This is a genomic window from Confluentibacter flavum (assembly GCF_002843175.1).
GTDB lineage: Bacteria > Bacteroidota > Bacteroidia > Flavobacteriales > Flavobacteriaceae > Confluentibacter > Confluentibacter flavum.
Map to the genome: position 1 here is coordinate 44,832 of NZ_PJEO01000040.1, position 16,741 is coordinate 61,572.

Genomic DNA, 16,741 nt, shown 5'->3' on the forward strand with positions numbered 1-16,741 from the left:
ATAATTTTATCGATAAAATGTATTTTTTAATCGTTTAATTGTAATAATATTTTATATTTGCAGGGTAACAATTTTAATATCTCTCATGAACAAATCTATAATCTTGGTTGGTACGATTGTGTTAATTTATACACTTTTTGTTATTTTTCAATTTGGTGGTAATGAATTAATAGCCTACAATTTAAGATCTTTAATATTCCCTTTTGTTGCTTTAACCTATTTTATATCTATTAGGGAAAAGTCCATTTTCTTTAATTTGTTTTTGATTTTTTACTCTTTATCTGAACTTTTAGCTATAATTTCAGATAAATTAAGTCCTGGTGTTGATTATTTATTAGGAAACTCACTATATATACTTGCGTATTTAATGTTATTCATTAAAATTTGTAAATCAATTAGTTTAATGCATGTGCTAAAAAATTTCAAAATACATTTAGTAGTATTAACAGCATTGAATATTTATATTGTTTATGTTATGCAGATTATTATAGACCCACTTGTAGAACTGAACTATGAGTATTTTGTTGAGCTAATTTATAATATCGTTATGCTTTTACTCTTATCCAGTTCTCTTATAAATTATTTTTATAGAGATAATAAAAAGTCCTTATATTTATTTGTTGGCTCTCTGTGCATTGTGTTTTCTGAAGTAATAAGCGTTGCATATTTATATGTGGCCAAACAAGACTTACTTAATTTCATTGCAGTTTCACTAGCGCTAATCGCTTTTTATTTCTTTTATCAACAGTCTAAACTAGGTAACGAGGAATCAATTAATAACAATATGCTAATTGATTAGCTTCTTTTCTTAAAGGATGGTTTTTATTTACATATGGAGTAATTAGCTTCAGGGATAAAAAAAACCAGTGATAGATTAAATTCCAATACCACTTAGTTTGATCTACATTTCATTTTGGGTATACAACCTCAAAATTTAACAATATAATCGATAAACTGTTTGTTTTAGACGATGTAATAAAGTACATTTGTCCACCTACTTATATTTATTACCATGAACAATACATTCAAAATTGGCTATGATGCCATGTTTTTTTTCGCTTTATTGTTATTGATAACTTTAAATGTTTTTGCTGCTTACAGTGAAAATCCGTTATTTTTAAATGCTTCTAAAGTTATATTCATTCCTTTTTTCTTAATAGCTTTTTGTATCAAGAAAAGAATAGTGAATTTGGTGTTTATTGCTTTTTTAGTGTTCTCATTTTTTGGTGACGCTTCTGGATTGTTTTTGGTAAATGATTTTGGAACAACTAGCTCAAACACTATGTATATGTTTAGTTATATAGGTTTAATTGTGATTGGTGCTTCCAAATTCAAACTTGTGAATATTGATAAGGTGGTTGGTTTTTATTTACTGGGTATTCTATTAATTAATGGTTATTTTCTATACTCATTATGTAGTATGTTGAACGCTTTAATAACAGACGGCACGGAAATGATTTTGTTTGGAACAAAAAGTATGGCTTTAATACTTTTGGTTTTTATCTCATTTGCAGTATATCTAGGTAAACAAACAAAAGCATCCATTCTTTTTTTAATAATGGCAATATGTTTTGCTTTTTCAGATGTTCTAGAATATGTAGTACATTATTATGTTTATAATTGGAGCATTTTGATGTTAGATAGATTATTACATATTGCTGGACTGTTCTTTGCCTTTCAATACATCATTGAAACCAATAAAGTATCTAAAGGCATATATGATGAAAAGGATATTCTGGAAAAAACGTTTTCGAGAGAGAAGATTATGGCTTAAACGGTTATAGCCACTCCATTAGCAGTTATTTTTTTTTCAGAATCAAAATAAAAATCGATTCGTCCCAAATTAATACCATAACAACCAACTTGGTTTACAAGCATATTTTTGTCTTCTATATTTTTCACTATAGTTGGTTTTGATAAAAAGGTGTGGGTATGGCCACCAATAATTAAGTCAATGTTTTTAGTTGCCGCGGCCAATTTTAAATCACTTATTTTATTTGGATTATCTCTAAAATCGTATCCTAAATGAGATAAACAAATAATTAAATCACAAGTTTCATCATCCTTTAAAATTCGAGTCATCTCTTGCGCCGTTTCTATTGGGTCTAAATATTTGGTTTCTTTATACATATTTTTATCAACCAAACCATCTAATTCAATACCTAGTCCGAAAACACCTATTTTAATGTTATCTTTTTTAAATATTCTATATGGTTTTACATGCATGTTCATAACTGTATTTGAAAAATCATAATTTGAACAGATAAAATCAAATTTGGCATGAGGCAATTGGGCATATAAACCATCTATACCATTGTCGAAATCATGATTTCCAATAGTTGAGGCATCATATTTTAGCATGCTCATTAACTTAAACTCCAGTTCGCCTCCATAATAATTAAAGTATGGTGTACCTTGAAAAATATCACCGGCATCCAATAAAAGCGTATTAGGATTTTCATTTCTAATAGATTCTATTAAACTGGCTCTACGGGCAACGCCACCTTTATTAGCATTTCGTCCATCTTCTGGCCCAAACACGTCAATATGGCTGTGCACATCGTTAGTATGTAAAATAGTTATTTTTGATGTTTTAGATGTGGTTGTAAACGACTGTAACCCCAAGCCGCCAAGTGTTAATGCCCCAGTTGCTACAGACGTTTTTTGTAAAAAATCTCTACGTTTCATAAGTTAATCTCAATTGTTTTTTTGAATGAACCTGTCGTCTTTAACCGGGTTTATAGTGTCAACTTTTTTAAAATTATCGATCAAAGCATTTCTGACTTTATAATTTAAATCGTGAACGCCATCGTTTGGCTTAAAGAACGTCATATTATCACCACCATTGTATAAATAATCGTTAGTGGCGACATAATAGGTGTTGTTATCTTCAATGTTTTTCCCATCTATGGTGGCTTTAATAACATTAAAATCGGTATCAATAATTAGTTTTAATTTCGAAATGGGATGTGCTTTTTTGGACTTACTTAAATAAGCAACCAAACTATCCATTTGTGTTCCTTTCATTTCAACTACCAAGAGGCTGTTTTCAAAAGGCATCAATTCAAAAGCTGTTCTGGTTGTAATGTTTCCTTTTGAAATGATGGAACGTATACCGCCATGGTTTAATAAAACCATATCTATATTTTTTCCGGTTCGGCTTTTAAAAATCGGGTTGGCTTCATTATAAACGGCATCAGCCATAAAGTTTCCAATAGCCGTATTAAAATCGCCATCAGTTTTGGTATAAGTGTCTGCCGAATATGCCAACACGCTATCCAAATCTTTCTGTATATGGGTTCTGTAAGGCTTTATAAACACTTCTATATCATTGTCTGTTGAAATACTATCTGAAATGGAGATTTGTTTTCCTTCAATTTTAGCCAAATGTAAATGTGTTTCTTTACAGCTAAAAAAGAATAATAAAAATAAACAGAAAAAAAGATGTTTAAATGTCATAAGAGATACTTGTGAATTTTTGCTGATATTTTGAATCTACTTTTGCTACCTTTGCGCAAAGTATAAAGGTAAATGTTTTTAAGGGCTTTTAAAGAGAATTCAAATAAAAAGTATTTAAATAAAATATTATCAAATCGTTACGTAAACGTTGATGATAGTAAGGTTGAAAGCCTAGGTATTATCTTTAATTTGTTTGAAAATGAGGATTTTACCTTATTCAAGGATTTAGCCGCAAAAATAAAAATACACCCTAATAATGTTAAGGTTATAGGTTTTTCTAATGATAAAAAAGCCGATTTAAATACTTGGGATTTATGTTTTAATCCAGATGATTTTGGATGGAATGGCGGGATAAAGCATGTAGAATTGCAATCTTTTCTTGATAAAAAATTTGATGTTTTAATCAGTTATTATCTGGCAGAGGATTTAGAATTGAAATTGATGACAGCCACATCGAAAGCCAAATTTAAAGTTGGCATTTTGCAGAGTGATCCCAGATTGAACGATTTAATTATTAATACCAATTTAAAAGAATTTGATGTATTTGAAAATGAAGTTTTTAAATACTTAACTATATTAAATAAAATTAAAAAATGAACAGTAAGTTTCTAGGAACTGGAGTTGCTCTGGTTACACCATTTAAAACGGATTTAAGTGTAGATCATGAGGCGTTAACAAACATTGTTAACTTCAATATAGATAATGGAACAGATTATCTTGTAATTTGTGGTACAACAGGAGAAAGCGTAACCATTACAAAGCAAGAAAAACAAGATATTATAGAAACTATTTCTAAAGCTAATAATGGTCGAGTGCCTTTAGTATTAGGTATTGGCGGAAGCAATACCATGCAGGTTATTGAAGAAATAAAAACGACCAATTTAAACGGTATGGATGCTATTTTATCCGTATCACCATACTATACAAAGCCAACACAAGAAGGCATTTATCAACACTTTAAAGCAATTTCGGAGGCATCACCTATTCCTATTATTTTATATAATGTTCCTGGGCGTACATCTAAAAATATGGAGCCAGAAACCACGTTAAGATTGGCAAACGATTTTGATAATATTATAGGTATAAAAGAAGCTTGTAATAATGTGGCCCAATATTTAAAATTATTGAAAGACAAACCAGAAGATTTTTTAATTATTTCTGGAGATGATGATTTAGCGCTTGGAGTTGTTTTAGCAGGTGGCGCTGGAGTTATATCTGTGATAGGACAAGCATTTCCTAAAGAATTTTCTAATATGATACGTTTAGGTTTAGAAGGGCATGCTAAAGAGGCGTACAAACTTCATTTTAAATTAATGGATGTCATTGGTTATATTTTTGAAGAGAATAATCCTTCTGGTATTAAAGCCGTTTTTGAAGCTTTAAATTTATGCCAGGATACCGTAAGATTACCATTAGTTCCTGCATCAAAAGGCTTAAAAGATAAAATTGTTGGCTATATAAATCAATACTAGTGTTAAATATAACTTAAACCTTATTTATACTGTATTTTAGAGGCTATTTTCGTGTAAAATTATATTTTTAAAATCCATTAAAATAACTTAATTTTGCCTCTTGTTTGAAATTTATGAAATGAGCGTCGTTAGGTTATGGTAATAAAACTTTAATTTAATTAAGCACATTACATCTGACAGATAAAAAGCAAAGAATACAAACAGATGAAGCATTTTCTTTATATAGTAATATTACTTTCAGTTTTAAGCTCTTGTAGCGAATATCAAAAGGCCTTAAAATCTGAAGATATTGCTGAAAAGTTTAAACTGGGTGATTCTCTTTATAGCCAAGGTAAATACGAAAAGGCAAACAAACTTTTTGCACAAATTGTTCCAAGTTACAGAGGAAAACCTCAAGCGGAAAAATTGATGTACTTGTATTCCAATACATTTTACAAAATGAAAGATTATCATACATCTGCTTATCAATTTGAACGTTTTGCATCTAGCTATCCTGCTAGTGAGAAAGTTGCAGAAGCTGCCTTTTTAAGTGCAAAAAGTTATTATATGTTATCTCCAGAATATGCGAAAGATCAAACGGAGACAAAAGATGCCATTGAAAAATTACAAAATTTCCTTAATTTATATCCTGAATCTGAATATTCAGCAGAAGCAAACAAACTTTTTAGGGAACTAGATTACAAATTAGAGAAAAAAGCATATGAAATTGCCAAGCAATATGCATTGATTGCGCCTGGATATACAAAGGATTTTAATGCCGCCATAAAATCTTTCGATAATTTTATTTTTGAGTTTCCAGGTTCTGTATTAAGAGAAGATGCCTTGTTTTATAAATTTGATGCCGCTTACCAACAAGCCATGAATAGTGTGGAGAATAAAGTTGTTTCAAATATGATTGTTCCTTTAAGGAAGAACCGTTTGGCACAAGCAAAAGAGTATTATACAACGTTTAAAAAAAGCTATGGAAATTCAAAATATATAGCTGAAGCCGATAAAATGGCAGTTACATTAGAAGAGGAATTAAAAAATTACAGCAATAAAAGTTAAATAGCAATACCATGGATTTAAAAAGAACGAATGCTCCAGTTAATACCATAACTTACGATAGAAACCAAATTGATGAGCCAACAGAGAACATCTACGAGTCAATTTCCATCATTGCAAGACGTGCCGAGCAAATTAATACAGAGATTAAAAGAGAACTAATCGACAAGTTGGAAGAATTTGCAACTTACAATGACAGTCTTGAGGAAATCTTTGAAAACAAAGAACAAATTGAGGTGTCTAAATTTTATGAAAAATTACCTAAACCTCATGCGTTGGCTGTTCAAGAATGGTTAACAGATAAAATCTATTTTAGAAATACAGAGGAAGATTCCCAGGAATAATTTTTAAAATGTCAATTTACTCATAGTAAATAGCTTTCAGGAGAATTTAGCTCATTTATTTTTTATTTTATCAAGGCATAAATTTCCAAGCATAGCCACGGTTACGATTGTAAATTTTAACGAAGAGAAAAGGAAAAGGAAACAGATAAAAACCTTGAAAGCTATTTTTTATGAGTATTATAAGCGGCAAAAATATACTACTGGGCATAAGTGCTGGTATTGCCGCTTATAAAACTGCTTCTTTAGTAAGGTTATTTGTTAAAGCTGGTGCTAACGTAAAAGTCGTTATGACACCTGCTTCCAAAGACTTTATTACGCCTCTAACCTTATCAACACTTTCAAAGCACCCTGTATATTCATCTTTTACAAACGATGAAGACGATAATGCTGTGTGGAATAGCCACGTTGATTTAGGGCTTTGGGCGGATATCTTCATCATCGCTCCAGCAACCGCCAATACCTTATCAAAAATGGCAAATGGTATCTGCGACAATTTATTGTTAGCTACCTATTTATCGGCTAAATGTCCGGTTTATTTTGCCCCGACGATGGACTTGGACATGTATAAACATGAAAGTACGTTAAGATCTTTTAGTGTATTAAAAACTTATGGCAATATTATGATTCCTGCCACCAGTGGCGAATTGGCTAGTGGTTTGGTAGGAGAGGGCAGAATGGCAGAGCCGGAAGATATCATTCAATTTATTGAAAATGATATCTTAAACAAATTGCCTTTAAAGGGAAAAAAAATACTTATTACGGCTGGCCCAACTTATGAAGCTATAGATCCTGTTCGGTTTATTGGCAATCATTCTAGCGGGAAAATGGGTTTTGAAATTGCCAAAGCTTCAGCCAATTTAGGCGCTGAGGTTATTTTAATTACGGGACCAACCCATGAAAATGTATCACATAGCTTAATACATATCGTTCCTGTGGTAAGTGCGGAAGAGATGTATAATGCAACACATACTTATTTCAAAGAAACGGATGTGGCCATTTTATCGGCAGCTGTGGCCGATTTCAAACCAAAAGATGTCGCTAATCAAAAAATAAAAAAGATAGTTGATACGTTAACATTAGAGTTAGAAAAAACCAAGGATATTTTAGCATCTTTAGGAACCATTAAAACCCATCAATTTTTGGTTGGTTTTGCTTTAGAAACCCATAATGAAGTTGAAAATGCAAAAGACAAACTTAAAAGAAAGAATTTAAACTTAATTGTCTTAAATTCGTTAAATGACTCGGGTGCTGGTTTTAAAAGCGACACTAATAAAGTGACTTTTATAAATGATAAAAACCAAATAACCGAATATCCATTAAAGTCGAAAGCTGAAGTTGCCAAAGACCTATTAAACGAAATTATAAAACAACTGGATGCGTAATATTATATTTATTCTATTTGTATGCTTTACAACTTTTATAGGGTTCTCTCAAGAGTTAAACTGTAATGTTGTAGTTAATGCGCGCCAAACGGGAAATGAGAATTTGCAGATTTTCAAAACACTCGAAAATCAGCTGACCGAGTTTGTTAACAATACAACATGGACCAATAGAACATTTTCTGCCCAAGAGCGTATCAATTGCAGTATGAATATTACCATTACTGATTATAGCGGTGAATCTTTTCAAGGTACCATTCAAGTACAATCTTCACGCCCAGTTTTTGGGTCCTCTTATACCACACCTATTTATAATTTTAACGATAGGGATTTTTCGTTTAGATATTTGGAGTTTCAGAATATAATCTTTAACGCAAACCAATACGAATCTAATTTAGTGTCTGTTATTGCTTTTCATGTATATATGATTTTAGCTTTGGATGCAGATTCGTTTACCAAAGGTGGCGGAGAGACATATTTTAAACAAGCCCAAACCATAGCCAATTATTCCCGACAGGAAAATTATAGAGGTTGGAAATTAGAAGATGGTTTACAAAGTAAATTTGCTTTAATAGACAATGTATTGTCTTCAACTTTTCAAGAGTTTAGGGATGTGCTTTATACCTATCATAGGGAAGGCTTAGATGTTATGAGTGACAACCCAAAAGCAGGAAAAGAAAAAATAGCTGCTACTTTAAAACAGTTTGAAGCTATGAATAGCAGACGGCCAAATTCTTTTTTATTACGGACGTTTTTTGATTCTAAAGCAGATGAAATAGAACAAATTTTCAGTGATGGCCCCAATGTGAATATTGCCAGCGTTAAAGAAACCTTGCAAAAAGTAGCCCCCATGCACAGTAGCAAATGGCAAAATATTAAGTTTTAAGTTTCAAAGTTTCAAAGTTTCAAAGTTTCAGAGTTTTTAACCAACAACTAGCAACCAATAACCAAGACCCTTAGCCAAAACATGTTAATATCACTTTCCATAAAAAATTATGCTTTAATTGATAATCTCCAAGTTAGTTTTAACGATGGGTTTTCAATAATTACAGGTGAAACCGGAGCAGGAAAGTCCATACTTTTAGGAGGCTTATCGTTGGTTTTAGGGAAGCGTGCCGATTTAAGCAGTTTAAAAAACACCGATGAAAAATGCGTGATTGAAGCCATTTTTAATATTTCAAACTACCATTTGAAATCGCTTTTTAAGACAGAGGATTTTGATTATGAAGAGCAAACCATCATCCGTAGGGAAATTTTGCCTTCAGGAAAATCCAGGGCATTTGTAAATGATTCTCCAGTAAATTTGAATAGTCTACAACTTTTAGGGGAACGATTGATTGATATTCATTCCCAACACCAAACGTTGGAATTAACAAGTAACGATTTTCAATTTCAAATTATTGATGCCTTGGCAAATAACGAAACTGAACTTCAAAACTATAAATCAGAATTAAAGCTTTATAAATCACTTCAAAAGGAATTAAACGAATTGCTTCACTTTCAAGCAGAAGCGATTAAAGAACACGATTATAATTCATTTTTACTGAATGAATTGGTTGAGGCCAATTTGGTTGTCGGCGAAATTGAATTGCTGGAAGAAGAATATGAAACCTTAAATAATGTTGAGTCCATCAAGGAAAAACTGGCAGAATCTTATCAGCTTTTGGGTGAAGAACAAATCGGTATCATTTCAACATTAACCTTATTGAAAAACAGTCTTCAAAAATTAGCTGGGATGTCTTCAAAATATGAAGATTTATATAATCGAGTCAATAGTAGTTTGATTGATTTAGATGATGTTTTTGCTGAAATTGACGGACTTCAAGAAAATCTAGAAGCAAATCCAAGTAGATTGGAAGAAGTCAATCTAAAACTACAAAAGCTTCATAATTTGATGCAAAAACATGTGGCGACAGATGTTTCAGAATTAATTACTATAAAAAATAGTTTAGAAGAGAAAGTGTCGTACACCGAAAATCTAGATGATACTATTCAAAAAAAGCAAATTGAAATTTCAAAGAAACATGAAGAATTGAACATTATTTCTGAAGTTATTCATAATAAACGTTCTGAAGTAATTCCAACCTTAGTTAACCAATTACAGGATATTTTAAAAGATTTGGGAATGCCCAATGCCCAATTTAAAATTGAGGTGAGTTACGGCAATGATTTTTTTGCTAACGGAAAAGATGCGTTGTCCTTTTTGTTTTCTGCCAATAAGGGCGGTAGTTTTAATGAATTGAAAAAGGCAGCTTCTGGAGGAGAATTGTCTCGGATTATGCTCGCCATAAAATCGGTTTTATCAAAATATATTCAGTTACCAACCATCATGTTTGATGAAATTGATACAGGTGTTTCTGGTGAAATTTCCAATAAAATGGGCGATATCATGTTAGAAATGAGCAAAACCATGCAAGTGTTTTCCATTACCCATTTGCCGCAGATTGCAGCCAAAGGCCATTCGCATTATAAAGTCTTTAAAGAAGATGTTAATGAGGTAACACAAACCAATCTTATGAAACTGAATCATGATGAGCGCATTGTTGAAATCGCGCAAATGCTGGGAGGTTTGGAAATGTCGTCCTCTGCCATTGCACACGCCAAAGAATTATTGAATTGAAAAAGAATAAAACAGTCAAGTTAAAAGTTAAAAGTTTAGTATTTTTAACCTTTTAATTTTAACCAATTAAACGAATCAACACATAAACAAATAAACGCAGTATGTCATACAATTTACTTAAAGGAAAAAAGGGAATTATTTTTGGGGCTTTAGATGCAAACTCTATCGCTTGGAAAACCGCAGAGCGTGTTCATGAAGAAGGCGGCCAATTTGTATTAACCAATGCACCGGTGGCTATGCGAATGGGACAAATAAACGAACTGGCCGAAAAAACAGGTTCTCAAATTATTCCTGCTGACGCCACCTCTGTGGAAGATTTACAAAATTTAATTGATCAATCTATGGAGATTCTGGGAGGTAAATTGGATTTTGTGTTACACTCAATAGGAATGTCCATCAACGTGCGTAAAGGCAAACATTATACCGATCAAAATTATGAATGGACCCAAAAAGGAACCGATGTGTCGGCAATGTCTTTTCATAAATTGATGCAAACCTTATATAAATCCGATGCCATGAACGAGTGGGGAAGCATTGTGGCGTTAACCTACATGGCGGCGCAACGTGTATTTCCAGATTATAACGATATGGCTGATAACAAAGCGTATTTAGAGAGTATTGCACGTAGTTTTGGATATTTCTTTGGAAGAGATAAAAAGGTGAGGGTTAACACCATTTCGCAGTCGCCAACACCAACGACCGCTGGAAGTGGGGTTAAAGGCTTTGATGGTTTTATTGCGTATGCCGATAAAATGTCGCCACTAGGTAATGCCACAGCTTTAGATTGCGCCAACTATACCGTAACCTTATTTAGCGATTTAACAAAACGTGTTACGTTACAAAACCTTTTTCATGATGGTGGTTTTAGTAATATGGGTGTGAGCGATGCTGTTATGTCTACCTTTATGGGAGAAGAATAATATATTTAATTCAGATAAATGAGCCACCCATAAAACGGTGGCTTTTTTGTATGGATTGGTTACATTTGTGTTATGCATCTACAATTCTCATTCATAATCCCTGTTTATAATCGTCCGGACGAAATACAAGAACTTTTACAAAGTTTTGAAGCCTTGAAAACTAAAGAGGCATTTGAGATTGTTATTGTTGAAGATGGTTCTACAATCCCCTCAAAAGATAGTATTGAGTTGTACAAAGACAACCTCAATATTTCTTATTTTTTTAAAGAGAATACGGGGCCTGGGGATTCTAGAAATTTTGGGATGACACATGCCAAAGGCAACTACTTTATCATTTTAGATAGTGATTGCATACTGCCAGAAAATTATTTAGAGACCGTTGTTAAAAGCTTGAAAGAAGATTATGTCGACTGTTTTGGCGGTCCCGATGCGGCAAATGAGTCGTTTAGCAATATTCAAAAAGCCATTAATTTCTCCATGACGTCTTTTATTACCACTGGCGGTATTAGGGGAGGAAAAAAAAGTATTGATAGATTTCAACCTAGAAGTTTTAATATGGGCATTTCAAAAGAAGCCTTTATAAAGTCTGGCGGATTTGGAAATATCCATCCAGGCGAAGACCCCGACTTGTCCATCAGGTTATGGGATTTGGGTTTTAAAACCAAACTTATTCCAGAAGCATTTGTGTACCATAAACGTAGAATTTCCTGGGAAAAATTTTATAGGCAAGTTTATAAATTCGGATTGGTGAGGCCGATTTTAAATTCATGGCATCCAAAAACAAAAAAAATAACTTATTGGTTTCCAACACTGTTTTGTTTAGGGTTTTTAGTAGCATGGGTGCTTTATTTTTTTCAAATAAAGTTTTTTATGCAACTGTATTTGTTGTATTTTATAATAGCATTTATTGTAGCATTAATAACAACTAAAAACGTTTTAGTATCGTTATATTCCATACTCGCGATTGTCATACAGTTTTTTGGATATGGCTTTGGTTTTTTAAAATCTACCATCGTTGTTACCATTTTAAAAAAAGACCCGAAGCAGTTTTTTTCAGAATTATTTTTTAAATAAACATGATACAAAAATTAAAAAAAGAAATACTCATCTCTATCAGAAACAGAAAAATAAATGTCTTTTTTTTGTTTCTGTTATTAGCATTTATCATTTTAATTTTCACCAAACTATCCAATGAATTTACCAATACCATAACATTCGATATTAATAAAATAAATGTGCCGCAAGAAAACGTTGTTCTTAACGATTCCAATGCAAAATTAAAGGTGACATTAAAAACACATGGGTTTAAATGGCTAACCTATTATTTTTCCCAACCAAAAATCAACATAGATTTTTCTAAAGATGTTGTTAAAACAAAATCTGCGTTTATTTGGGATAAGTCTAAAGCCTATATGTACACTGACGAACAATTTGGAAATAATGTGCAATTATTAAATATTTCTCCAGATACATTGGTTTTTAAGTACGATGTAAATTTAGTCAAGAAAATACCCGTGATCCTTAATACAGAGGTTGGGTTCACTGCTGGTTTTGATATCACAGGTAATTACAAATTAGTGCCAGATTCCATAGTGGTGGTGGGACCAGAAATCATTGCTTCAAAAGTTAAAAGTGTTCAAACAGAAAAACTGACTTTAAATGAAGTAAGATCAAATATATCAAGTGCGGTGAAACTTAAATTACCAAAAAACAATAAAGATTTAAAATTCTCTGCCAACGAGATACAAGTGTCTGCTACCGTAGAAAAGTATACTGAGGGCACGCTTAAAATTCCGGTTTCGGTTATAAACGTACCTAATGATATGACCTTAAATTATTTCCCAAAGGAAGTAAATGTTGCCTATTACACCAGTTTAAAGGATTTTAATGCCATAAAAGCTGAAGATTTTATTGTTGAATGTGATTTTAGTACTGTTGAGAATCAACAAGCTTATTTAACACCAAAACTGACCATAATATCGAAATTGGTTAAAAGTGCAAAAGTGAATCAACAACATATTGAGTTTATAATTTTAGAATGATAATAGTAGGACTTACAGGTGGAATTGGTAGTGGTAAAACTACCGTAGCTAAAGAGTTTCAGGCTTTGGGAGTCCCTATTTATATTGCAGATGAAGAAGCTAAAAAACTCATGAATACCTCTAAAGTTTTAAAACGTCAACTCACCAACTTATTTGGCGAACAGGCTTATGTTGATAATGAATTGAACAGACCTTTTATAGCAGATATTATTTTTAAAAATGAATCCTATTTGCAAAAAATGAATGCTATTGTGCACCCAAAAGTGGGGATGCATTTTAAAAAATGGGCATCAAAACAGCGGACGGATTATGTTATTAAAGAAGCTGCTATTTTGTTCGAAAACAATGGGTATAAACAATGCGATTTTGTTATTACGGTAACAGCGCCCAAAAATATAAGAATAGAGCGTTTGTTAAAAAGGGAATCTACCACCAAAGAAAAAATAGAAGCCGTGATGAATAATCAATGGCCCGATGACGCTAAAGTAAAGTTGTCCCATTTTGTTATAGACAACATAACTATTGAAAACACTAAGGAGCAAGTGCTAAAAATCCACCATGAAATCTTAAAACATTGTGGGAAATCTTAAATTTTAACATATTTGTTAATGTAAGGTTAAAAGTAGGAGTGCTAAATGTTAAAATGTTAATTTTGAGTGATGAGCAAAAAGATATTTGTCCTATTAATTATTTTCATGAGTTTATCTCTAATAGGCATAATTTTATTACAAGCTTATTATATTAAAGGAGCAGAATTAAACCAAAGGGAACGTTTCGAGTCTAATGTCAAGAAAACGTTGGCAAATGTGTCAAATGCCATTGAATCGAATGAATTAGATGGTTATTTTGAGATGTTCCAGAGTTTGGATAGTGAAAAAAGAGTTGATACAGCTGTTGTATCTAAACTATTTACTTCTTTACAAAATAAAAGTACAAATGAAACTATAAATTATACACAAATCATATTAGAAGAAAACTATAAGTTGTCTTCGCCGCTCTTTGACATTGGTTTAGATAGTATCGATATAAAAAATATTATAGGTAGTTCTAGCATTGAGGTTTTTAATAATTCTGATCAATCAGATAAAGACATCAAGAGAACACCTATTTTAAATATTGTTAACAGCAGTCGTTTAAGTGAGGCTGAAAGGAATTATTTTAATAAAAACCTTAAAACTTATGTTAAAACAATACCTATATACAAGCGTGTTTCAAAACAACAAATAGATAGCTTGCTCTCTAAAAAATTGAAAGAAAATAATGTTGATATTGCTTATGAGTTTGCTATTTATAGTAACGATTTATCAACAAAAGTGCATACTGATAATTTTGAGAATCATAAATTAGATACTTATAAAGTACCTATTTTTTATGATGAAAATAACCAGAGCAATTACATGCTTTTAGTGAATTTTCCAGAAGATAGAAAGTTCATTTTGTCATCAATTTCCAGTATGATTACATTGTCGGTTATTTTCACATTGGTCATTCTATTAACATATACTAGTGCCTTGTATCAATTATTAAAACAGCGTAAAATATCTGAAATTAAAACAGATTTCATCAATAATATGACGCATGAGTTTAAAACACCCATAGCCACTATAAATTTAGCTTTGGATGCCATAAGAAATCCTAAAATAATTGATGATAAAGATAAAGTGCTCCGCTATCTTAATATGATAAAGGAAGAAAATAAACGAATGCATGCCCAAGTTGAAAACGTATTGAGAATATCTAAACTAGAAAAAAACGAACTTAACATAAGTAAGGACAAAGTTGATTTACATGACTTAGTAGAAGATGCCTTAGGCCATGTAGAACTTATTGTTGAAGACAGGCAAGGTTATATTAAAGCCCATTTAGGGGCGTTAAAATCGACCGTGTTGGCAAACGAAACGCATTTTACAAATGTCATCGTTAACGTTTTGGATAATGCCATTAAGTATTCTCCAGATGCCCCAAAAATAGATGTATACACAGAAAATGTGGGAACAAATATTTTATTGAAAATTAAAGACCAAGGTAGTGGCATGAGTAAAGCAGCTACTAAACGTGTGTTCGAAAAATTTTATAGAGAACACACAGGGAATATACATAATGTTAAAGGCCATGGTTTAGGTTTGGCATATGTAAAAAGAATTGTAGAAGACCATCAAGGTTACGTAAGTGTAGAAAGTGAAAAAGACAAAGGAAGTATATTTACCATAAAACTTCCCTTAATATCATAGAAACTATGGAAGAACAAAAAAAGAAAATTTTATTAGTAGAAGACGATCCCAATTTCGGAACGGTTCTTAAAGATTATTTAATGATGAATGATTATGATGTTGTTCATGCCAAAAATGGTATGGAAGGCTTCGAAAAATTTAAGAAAGGCGATTTCGATTTATGCATCCTAGATGTTATGATGCCATATAAAGATGGGTTTACATTGGCAAAGGAAATAAGAGAAAAAAACACCGATATCCCTATTGTGTTCTTAACGGCGAAAGCTATGAAAGAAGACGTTTTAAAAGGCTATAAAGTGGGAGCGGACGATTATTTGAATAAGCCATTTGATAGTGAAGTGCTATTGATGAAAATCAAGGCCATTATTCAAAGAAAAGCGACTGAAACCATTTCGGATAGTAAACAATTTGAGTTTAAAATTGGTGGTTTCGACCTGAATTCCAAATTGCGTTTTTTACGTTACAATGGTGGTGATCCCATTAAATTATCGCCAAAGGAAAACGAATTGTTGCGCCTATTGGCATTGCACGAAAACGATTTAATGCCCCGTGAGTTGGCACTTACCAAAATTTGGAGAGACGATAATTATTTCACCTCTCGCAGTATGGACGTATATATTGCCAAATTACGCAAGTATTTAAAACTGGATGATAAAGTAGAAATACTAAACATTCACGGTGAAGGGTTTAGATTGGTTGTAAACTAAAAATAAACATTATTGTATAAATTTAAAGCCAGCTAGTTGCTGGCTTTTTTTAATGGGGATTTTAAGGGGATTTTGTGGTTCGTTTAACGTTCTCGGCTTTGAAACGTAGGGCATTTCGGAGCAGCAAGCTTGTACACCGAGACAAAGCTTGCGAAGAAACCGAAACTTGCGGAAACCCTTGTCCGTCCTATGTTTTATACCCATTGTTATGCCAAGTTAATTATGTAGTTCAAATTCATTTGCGACAAAGTCGATACCATTGTTCATTTGCTTTCAAAATTTTATAGATTGCCTCTGGCTTATCAGCAGCAGGTTCCACATGAGTTATCGCCCAATTGGGAAAGCACATTTCAATTTCTTTACGACTTGCTCCGCTCGGCAAAAAGGCTCGCCATTTAGGGTCCCATACAAGTAAAAGTATTATCGCATCTTGAGCAGCAATATTATTTATTGCCTTTCCCATTGCAATTCGTTGTGAACTACTCAATCCATGGAAAGTTCCGGTGTCTAAAAGTAATTTATA

The 16,741-nt window shown here is 32.2% G+C and carries 18 protein-coding genes; 15 read left to right on the forward strand and 3 right to left on the reverse strand.

The window, feature by feature from the left end:
• Positions 1 to 85: 85 nt before the first annotated feature.
• Both CSW08_RS11145 and CSW08_RS11150 read left to right on the forward strand, forming a co-directional pair.
• Positions 86 to 799, forward strand: coding sequence for a hypothetical protein (locus CSW08_RS11145; RefSeq protein WP_106659967.1), 714 nt, complete (start codon positions 86 to 88; stop codon positions 797 to 799).
• A 213-nt stretch (positions 800 to 1,012) separates the two neighbouring features.
• The gene (locus tag CSW08_RS11150) at positions 1,013 to 1,774 is read left to right on the forward strand and encodes a hypothetical protein (RefSeq protein WP_106659968.1); all 762 of its coding nucleotides are present in this window, start codon (positions 1,013 to 1,015) and stop codon (positions 1,772 to 1,774) included.
• Here the strand turns inward: CSW08_RS11150 and CSW08_RS11155 are convergent.
• Together CSW08_RS11155 and CSW08_RS11160 are read right to left on the reverse strand one after the other, a co-directional pair.
• Positions 1,771 to 2,688 carry a bifunctional metallophosphatase/5'-nucleotidase gene (locus tag CSW08_RS11155; protein WP_106659969.1) on the reverse strand — a complete coding sequence of 306 codons (918 nt, stop codon included), beginning with the start codon at positions 2,686 to 2,688 and terminating at the stop codon, positions 1,771 to 1,773. The genes CSW08_RS11150 and CSW08_RS11155 overlap by 4 nt on opposite strands.
• Before the next feature lie 9 nt (positions 2,689 to 2,697).
• A complete protein-coding gene (locus CSW08_RS11160) occupies positions 2,698 to 3,387 on the reverse strand; it encodes a 5'-nucleotidase (protein ID WP_317044930.1) in 690 nt (229 codons plus the stop codon).
• A gap of 144 nt (positions 3,388 to 3,531) precedes the next feature.
• On the opposite strand from CSW08_RS11160, the gene CSW08_RS11165 reads away from it, so the two are divergent.
• From CSW08_RS11165 to CSW08_RS11225, 13 genes are all read left to right on the forward strand, one after another.
• Entirely contained in the window at positions 3,532 to 4,056 is a 525-nt protein-coding gene (locus tag CSW08_RS11165) for a DUF6913 domain-containing protein (protein ID WP_106659971.1), read from the forward strand.
• Positions 4,053 to 4,931, forward strand: a complete 879-nt coding sequence (gene dapA / locus CSW08_RS11170) for a 4-hydroxy-tetrahydrodipicolinate synthase (protein ID WP_106659972.1) — start codon at positions 4,053 to 4,055, stop codon at positions 4,929 to 4,931. Before CSW08_RS11165 ends, dapA begins: the two co-directional genes overlap by 4 nt.
• Before the next feature lie 204 nt (positions 4,932 to 5,135).
• The gene (locus tag CSW08_RS11175; RefSeq protein ID WP_106659973.1) at positions 5,136 to 5,978 is read left to right on the forward strand and encodes an outer membrane protein assembly factor BamD; all 843 of its coding nucleotides are present in this window, start codon (positions 5,136 to 5,138) and stop codon (positions 5,976 to 5,978) included.
• Positions 5,979 to 5,989: 11 nt separating this feature from the next.
• Complete coding sequence (locus CSW08_RS11180; RefSeq protein WP_100615578.1) at positions 5,990 to 6,319, forward strand: DNA-directed RNA polymerase subunit omega; 330 nt, start codon at positions 5,990 to 5,992, stop codon at positions 6,317 to 6,319.
• 170 nt (positions 6,320 to 6,489) lie between these two features.
• On the forward strand, positions 6,490 to 7,701 hold the full coding sequence (coaBC, locus tag CSW08_RS11185; protein ID WP_106659974.1) for a bifunctional phosphopantothenoylcysteine decarboxylase/phosphopantothenate--cysteine ligase CoaBC: 1,212 nt from the start codon (positions 6,490 to 6,492) through the stop codon (positions 7,699 to 7,701).
• Entirely contained in the window at positions 7,694 to 8,584 is an 891-nt protein-coding gene (gene porD, locus CSW08_RS11190; RefSeq protein WP_106659975.1) for a type IX secretion system protein PorD, read from the forward strand. The genes coaBC and porD overlap by 8 nt, the downstream gene beginning before the upstream one ends.
• Positions 8,585 to 8,665: 81 nt before the next feature.
• The gene (gene recN, locus CSW08_RS11195; protein WP_106659976.1) at positions 8,666 to 10,318 is read left to right on the forward strand and encodes a DNA repair protein RecN; all 1,653 of its coding nucleotides are present in this window, start codon (positions 8,666 to 8,668) and stop codon (positions 10,316 to 10,318) included.
• Between the two features lie 101 nt (positions 10,319 to 10,419).
• Positions 10,420 to 11,238 carry an enoyl-ACP reductase FabI gene (locus tag CSW08_RS11200; protein ID WP_106659977.1) on the forward strand — a complete coding sequence of 273 codons (819 nt, stop codon included), beginning with the start codon at positions 10,420 to 10,422 and terminating at the stop codon, positions 11,236 to 11,238.
• A gap of 72 nt (positions 11,239 to 11,310) precedes the next feature.
• Complete coding sequence (locus CSW08_RS11205; protein ID WP_106659978.1) at positions 11,311 to 12,312, forward strand: glycosyltransferase; 1,002 nt, start codon at positions 11,311 to 11,313, stop codon at positions 12,310 to 12,312.
• A gap of 2 nt (positions 12,313 to 12,314) precedes the next feature.
• A complete protein-coding gene (locus tag CSW08_RS11210) occupies positions 12,315 to 13,280 on the forward strand; it encodes a YbbR-like domain-containing protein (RefSeq protein ID WP_238987250.1) in 966 nt (321 codons plus the stop codon).
• Positions 13,277 to 13,870, forward strand: a complete 594-nt coding sequence (gene coaE, locus CSW08_RS11215; RefSeq protein ID WP_106659979.1) for a dephospho-CoA kinase — start codon at positions 13,277 to 13,279, stop codon at positions 13,868 to 13,870. Before CSW08_RS11210 ends, coaE begins: the two co-directional genes overlap by 4 nt.
• 105 nt (positions 13,871 to 13,975) lie before the next feature.
• The gene (locus CSW08_RS11220) at positions 13,976 to 15,511 is read left to right on the forward strand and encodes a sensor histidine kinase (protein ID WP_106659980.1); all 1,536 of its coding nucleotides are present in this window, start codon (positions 13,976 to 13,978) and stop codon (positions 15,509 to 15,511) included.
• 5 nt (positions 15,512 to 15,516) lie between these two features.
• Complete coding sequence (locus CSW08_RS11225; protein WP_106659981.1) at positions 15,517 to 16,218, forward strand: response regulator transcription factor; 702 nt, start codon at positions 15,517 to 15,519, stop codon at positions 16,216 to 16,218.
• Positions 16,219 to 16,453: 235 nt separating this feature from the next.
• On the opposite strand, the gene CSW08_RS11235 is transcribed toward CSW08_RS11225, so the two are convergent.
• A partial coding sequence (locus tag CSW08_RS11235; RefSeq protein ID WP_203226881.1) for a hypothetical protein occupies positions 16,454 to 16,741 on the reverse strand: 288 nt, incomplete at its 5' end.

Bases quoted from the DNA above. Each gene is read 5' to 3' on its own strand.
- CSW08_RS11145 (WP_106659967.1), top strand. From the start codon at position 86: ATGAACAAATCTATAATCTTGGTTGGTACGATTGTGTTAATTTATACA.
- CSW08_RS11150 (WP_106659968.1), top strand. From the start codon at position 1,013: ATGAACAATACATTCAAAATTGGCTATGATGCCATGTTTTTTTTCGCT.
- CSW08_RS11155 (WP_106659969.1), bottom strand. From the start codon at position 2,688: ATGAAACGTAGAGATTTTTTACAAAAAACGTCTGTAGCAACTGGGGCA.
- CSW08_RS11165 (WP_106659971.1), top strand. From the start codon at position 3,532: ATGTTTTTAAGGGCTTTTAAAGAGAATTCAAATAAAAAGTATTTAAAT.
- dapA (WP_106659972.1), top strand. From the start codon at position 4,053: ATGAACAGTAAGTTTCTAGGAACTGGAGTTGCTCTGGTTACACCATTT.
- CSW08_RS11175 (WP_106659973.1), top strand. From the start codon at position 5,136: ATGAAGCATTTTCTTTATATAGTAATATTACTTTCAGTTTTAAGCTCT.
- CSW08_RS11180 (WP_100615578.1), top strand. From the start codon at position 5,990: ATGGATTTAAAAAGAACGAATGCTCCAGTTAATACCATAACTTACGAT.
- coaBC (WP_106659974.1), top strand. From the start codon at position 6,490: ATGAGTATTATAAGCGGCAAAAATATACTACTGGGCATAAGTGCTGGT.
- porD (WP_106659975.1), top strand. From the start codon at position 7,694: ATGCGTAATATTATATTTATTCTATTTGTATGCTTTACAACTTTTATA.
- recN (WP_106659976.1), top strand. From the start codon at position 8,666: ATGTTAATATCACTTTCCATAAAAAATTATGCTTTAATTGATAATCTC.
- CSW08_RS11200 (WP_106659977.1), top strand. From the start codon at position 10,420: ATGTCATACAATTTACTTAAAGGAAAAAAGGGAATTATTTTTGGGGCT.
- CSW08_RS11205 (WP_106659978.1), top strand. From the start codon at position 11,311: ATGCATCTACAATTCTCATTCATAATCCCTGTTTATAATCGTCCGGAC.
- CSW08_RS11210 (WP_238987250.1), top strand. From the start codon at position 12,315: ATGATACAAAAATTAAAAAAAGAAATACTCATCTCTATCAGAAACAGA.
- coaE (WP_106659979.1), top strand. From the start codon at position 13,277: ATGATAATAGTAGGACTTACAGGTGGAATTGGTAGTGGTAAAACTACC.
- CSW08_RS11220 (WP_106659980.1), top strand. From the start codon at position 13,976: ATGAGTTTATCTCTAATAGGCATAATTTTATTACAAGCTTATTATATT.
- CSW08_RS11225 (WP_106659981.1), top strand. From the start codon at position 15,517: ATGGAAGAACAAAAAAAGAAAATTTTATTAGTAGAAGACGATCCCAAT.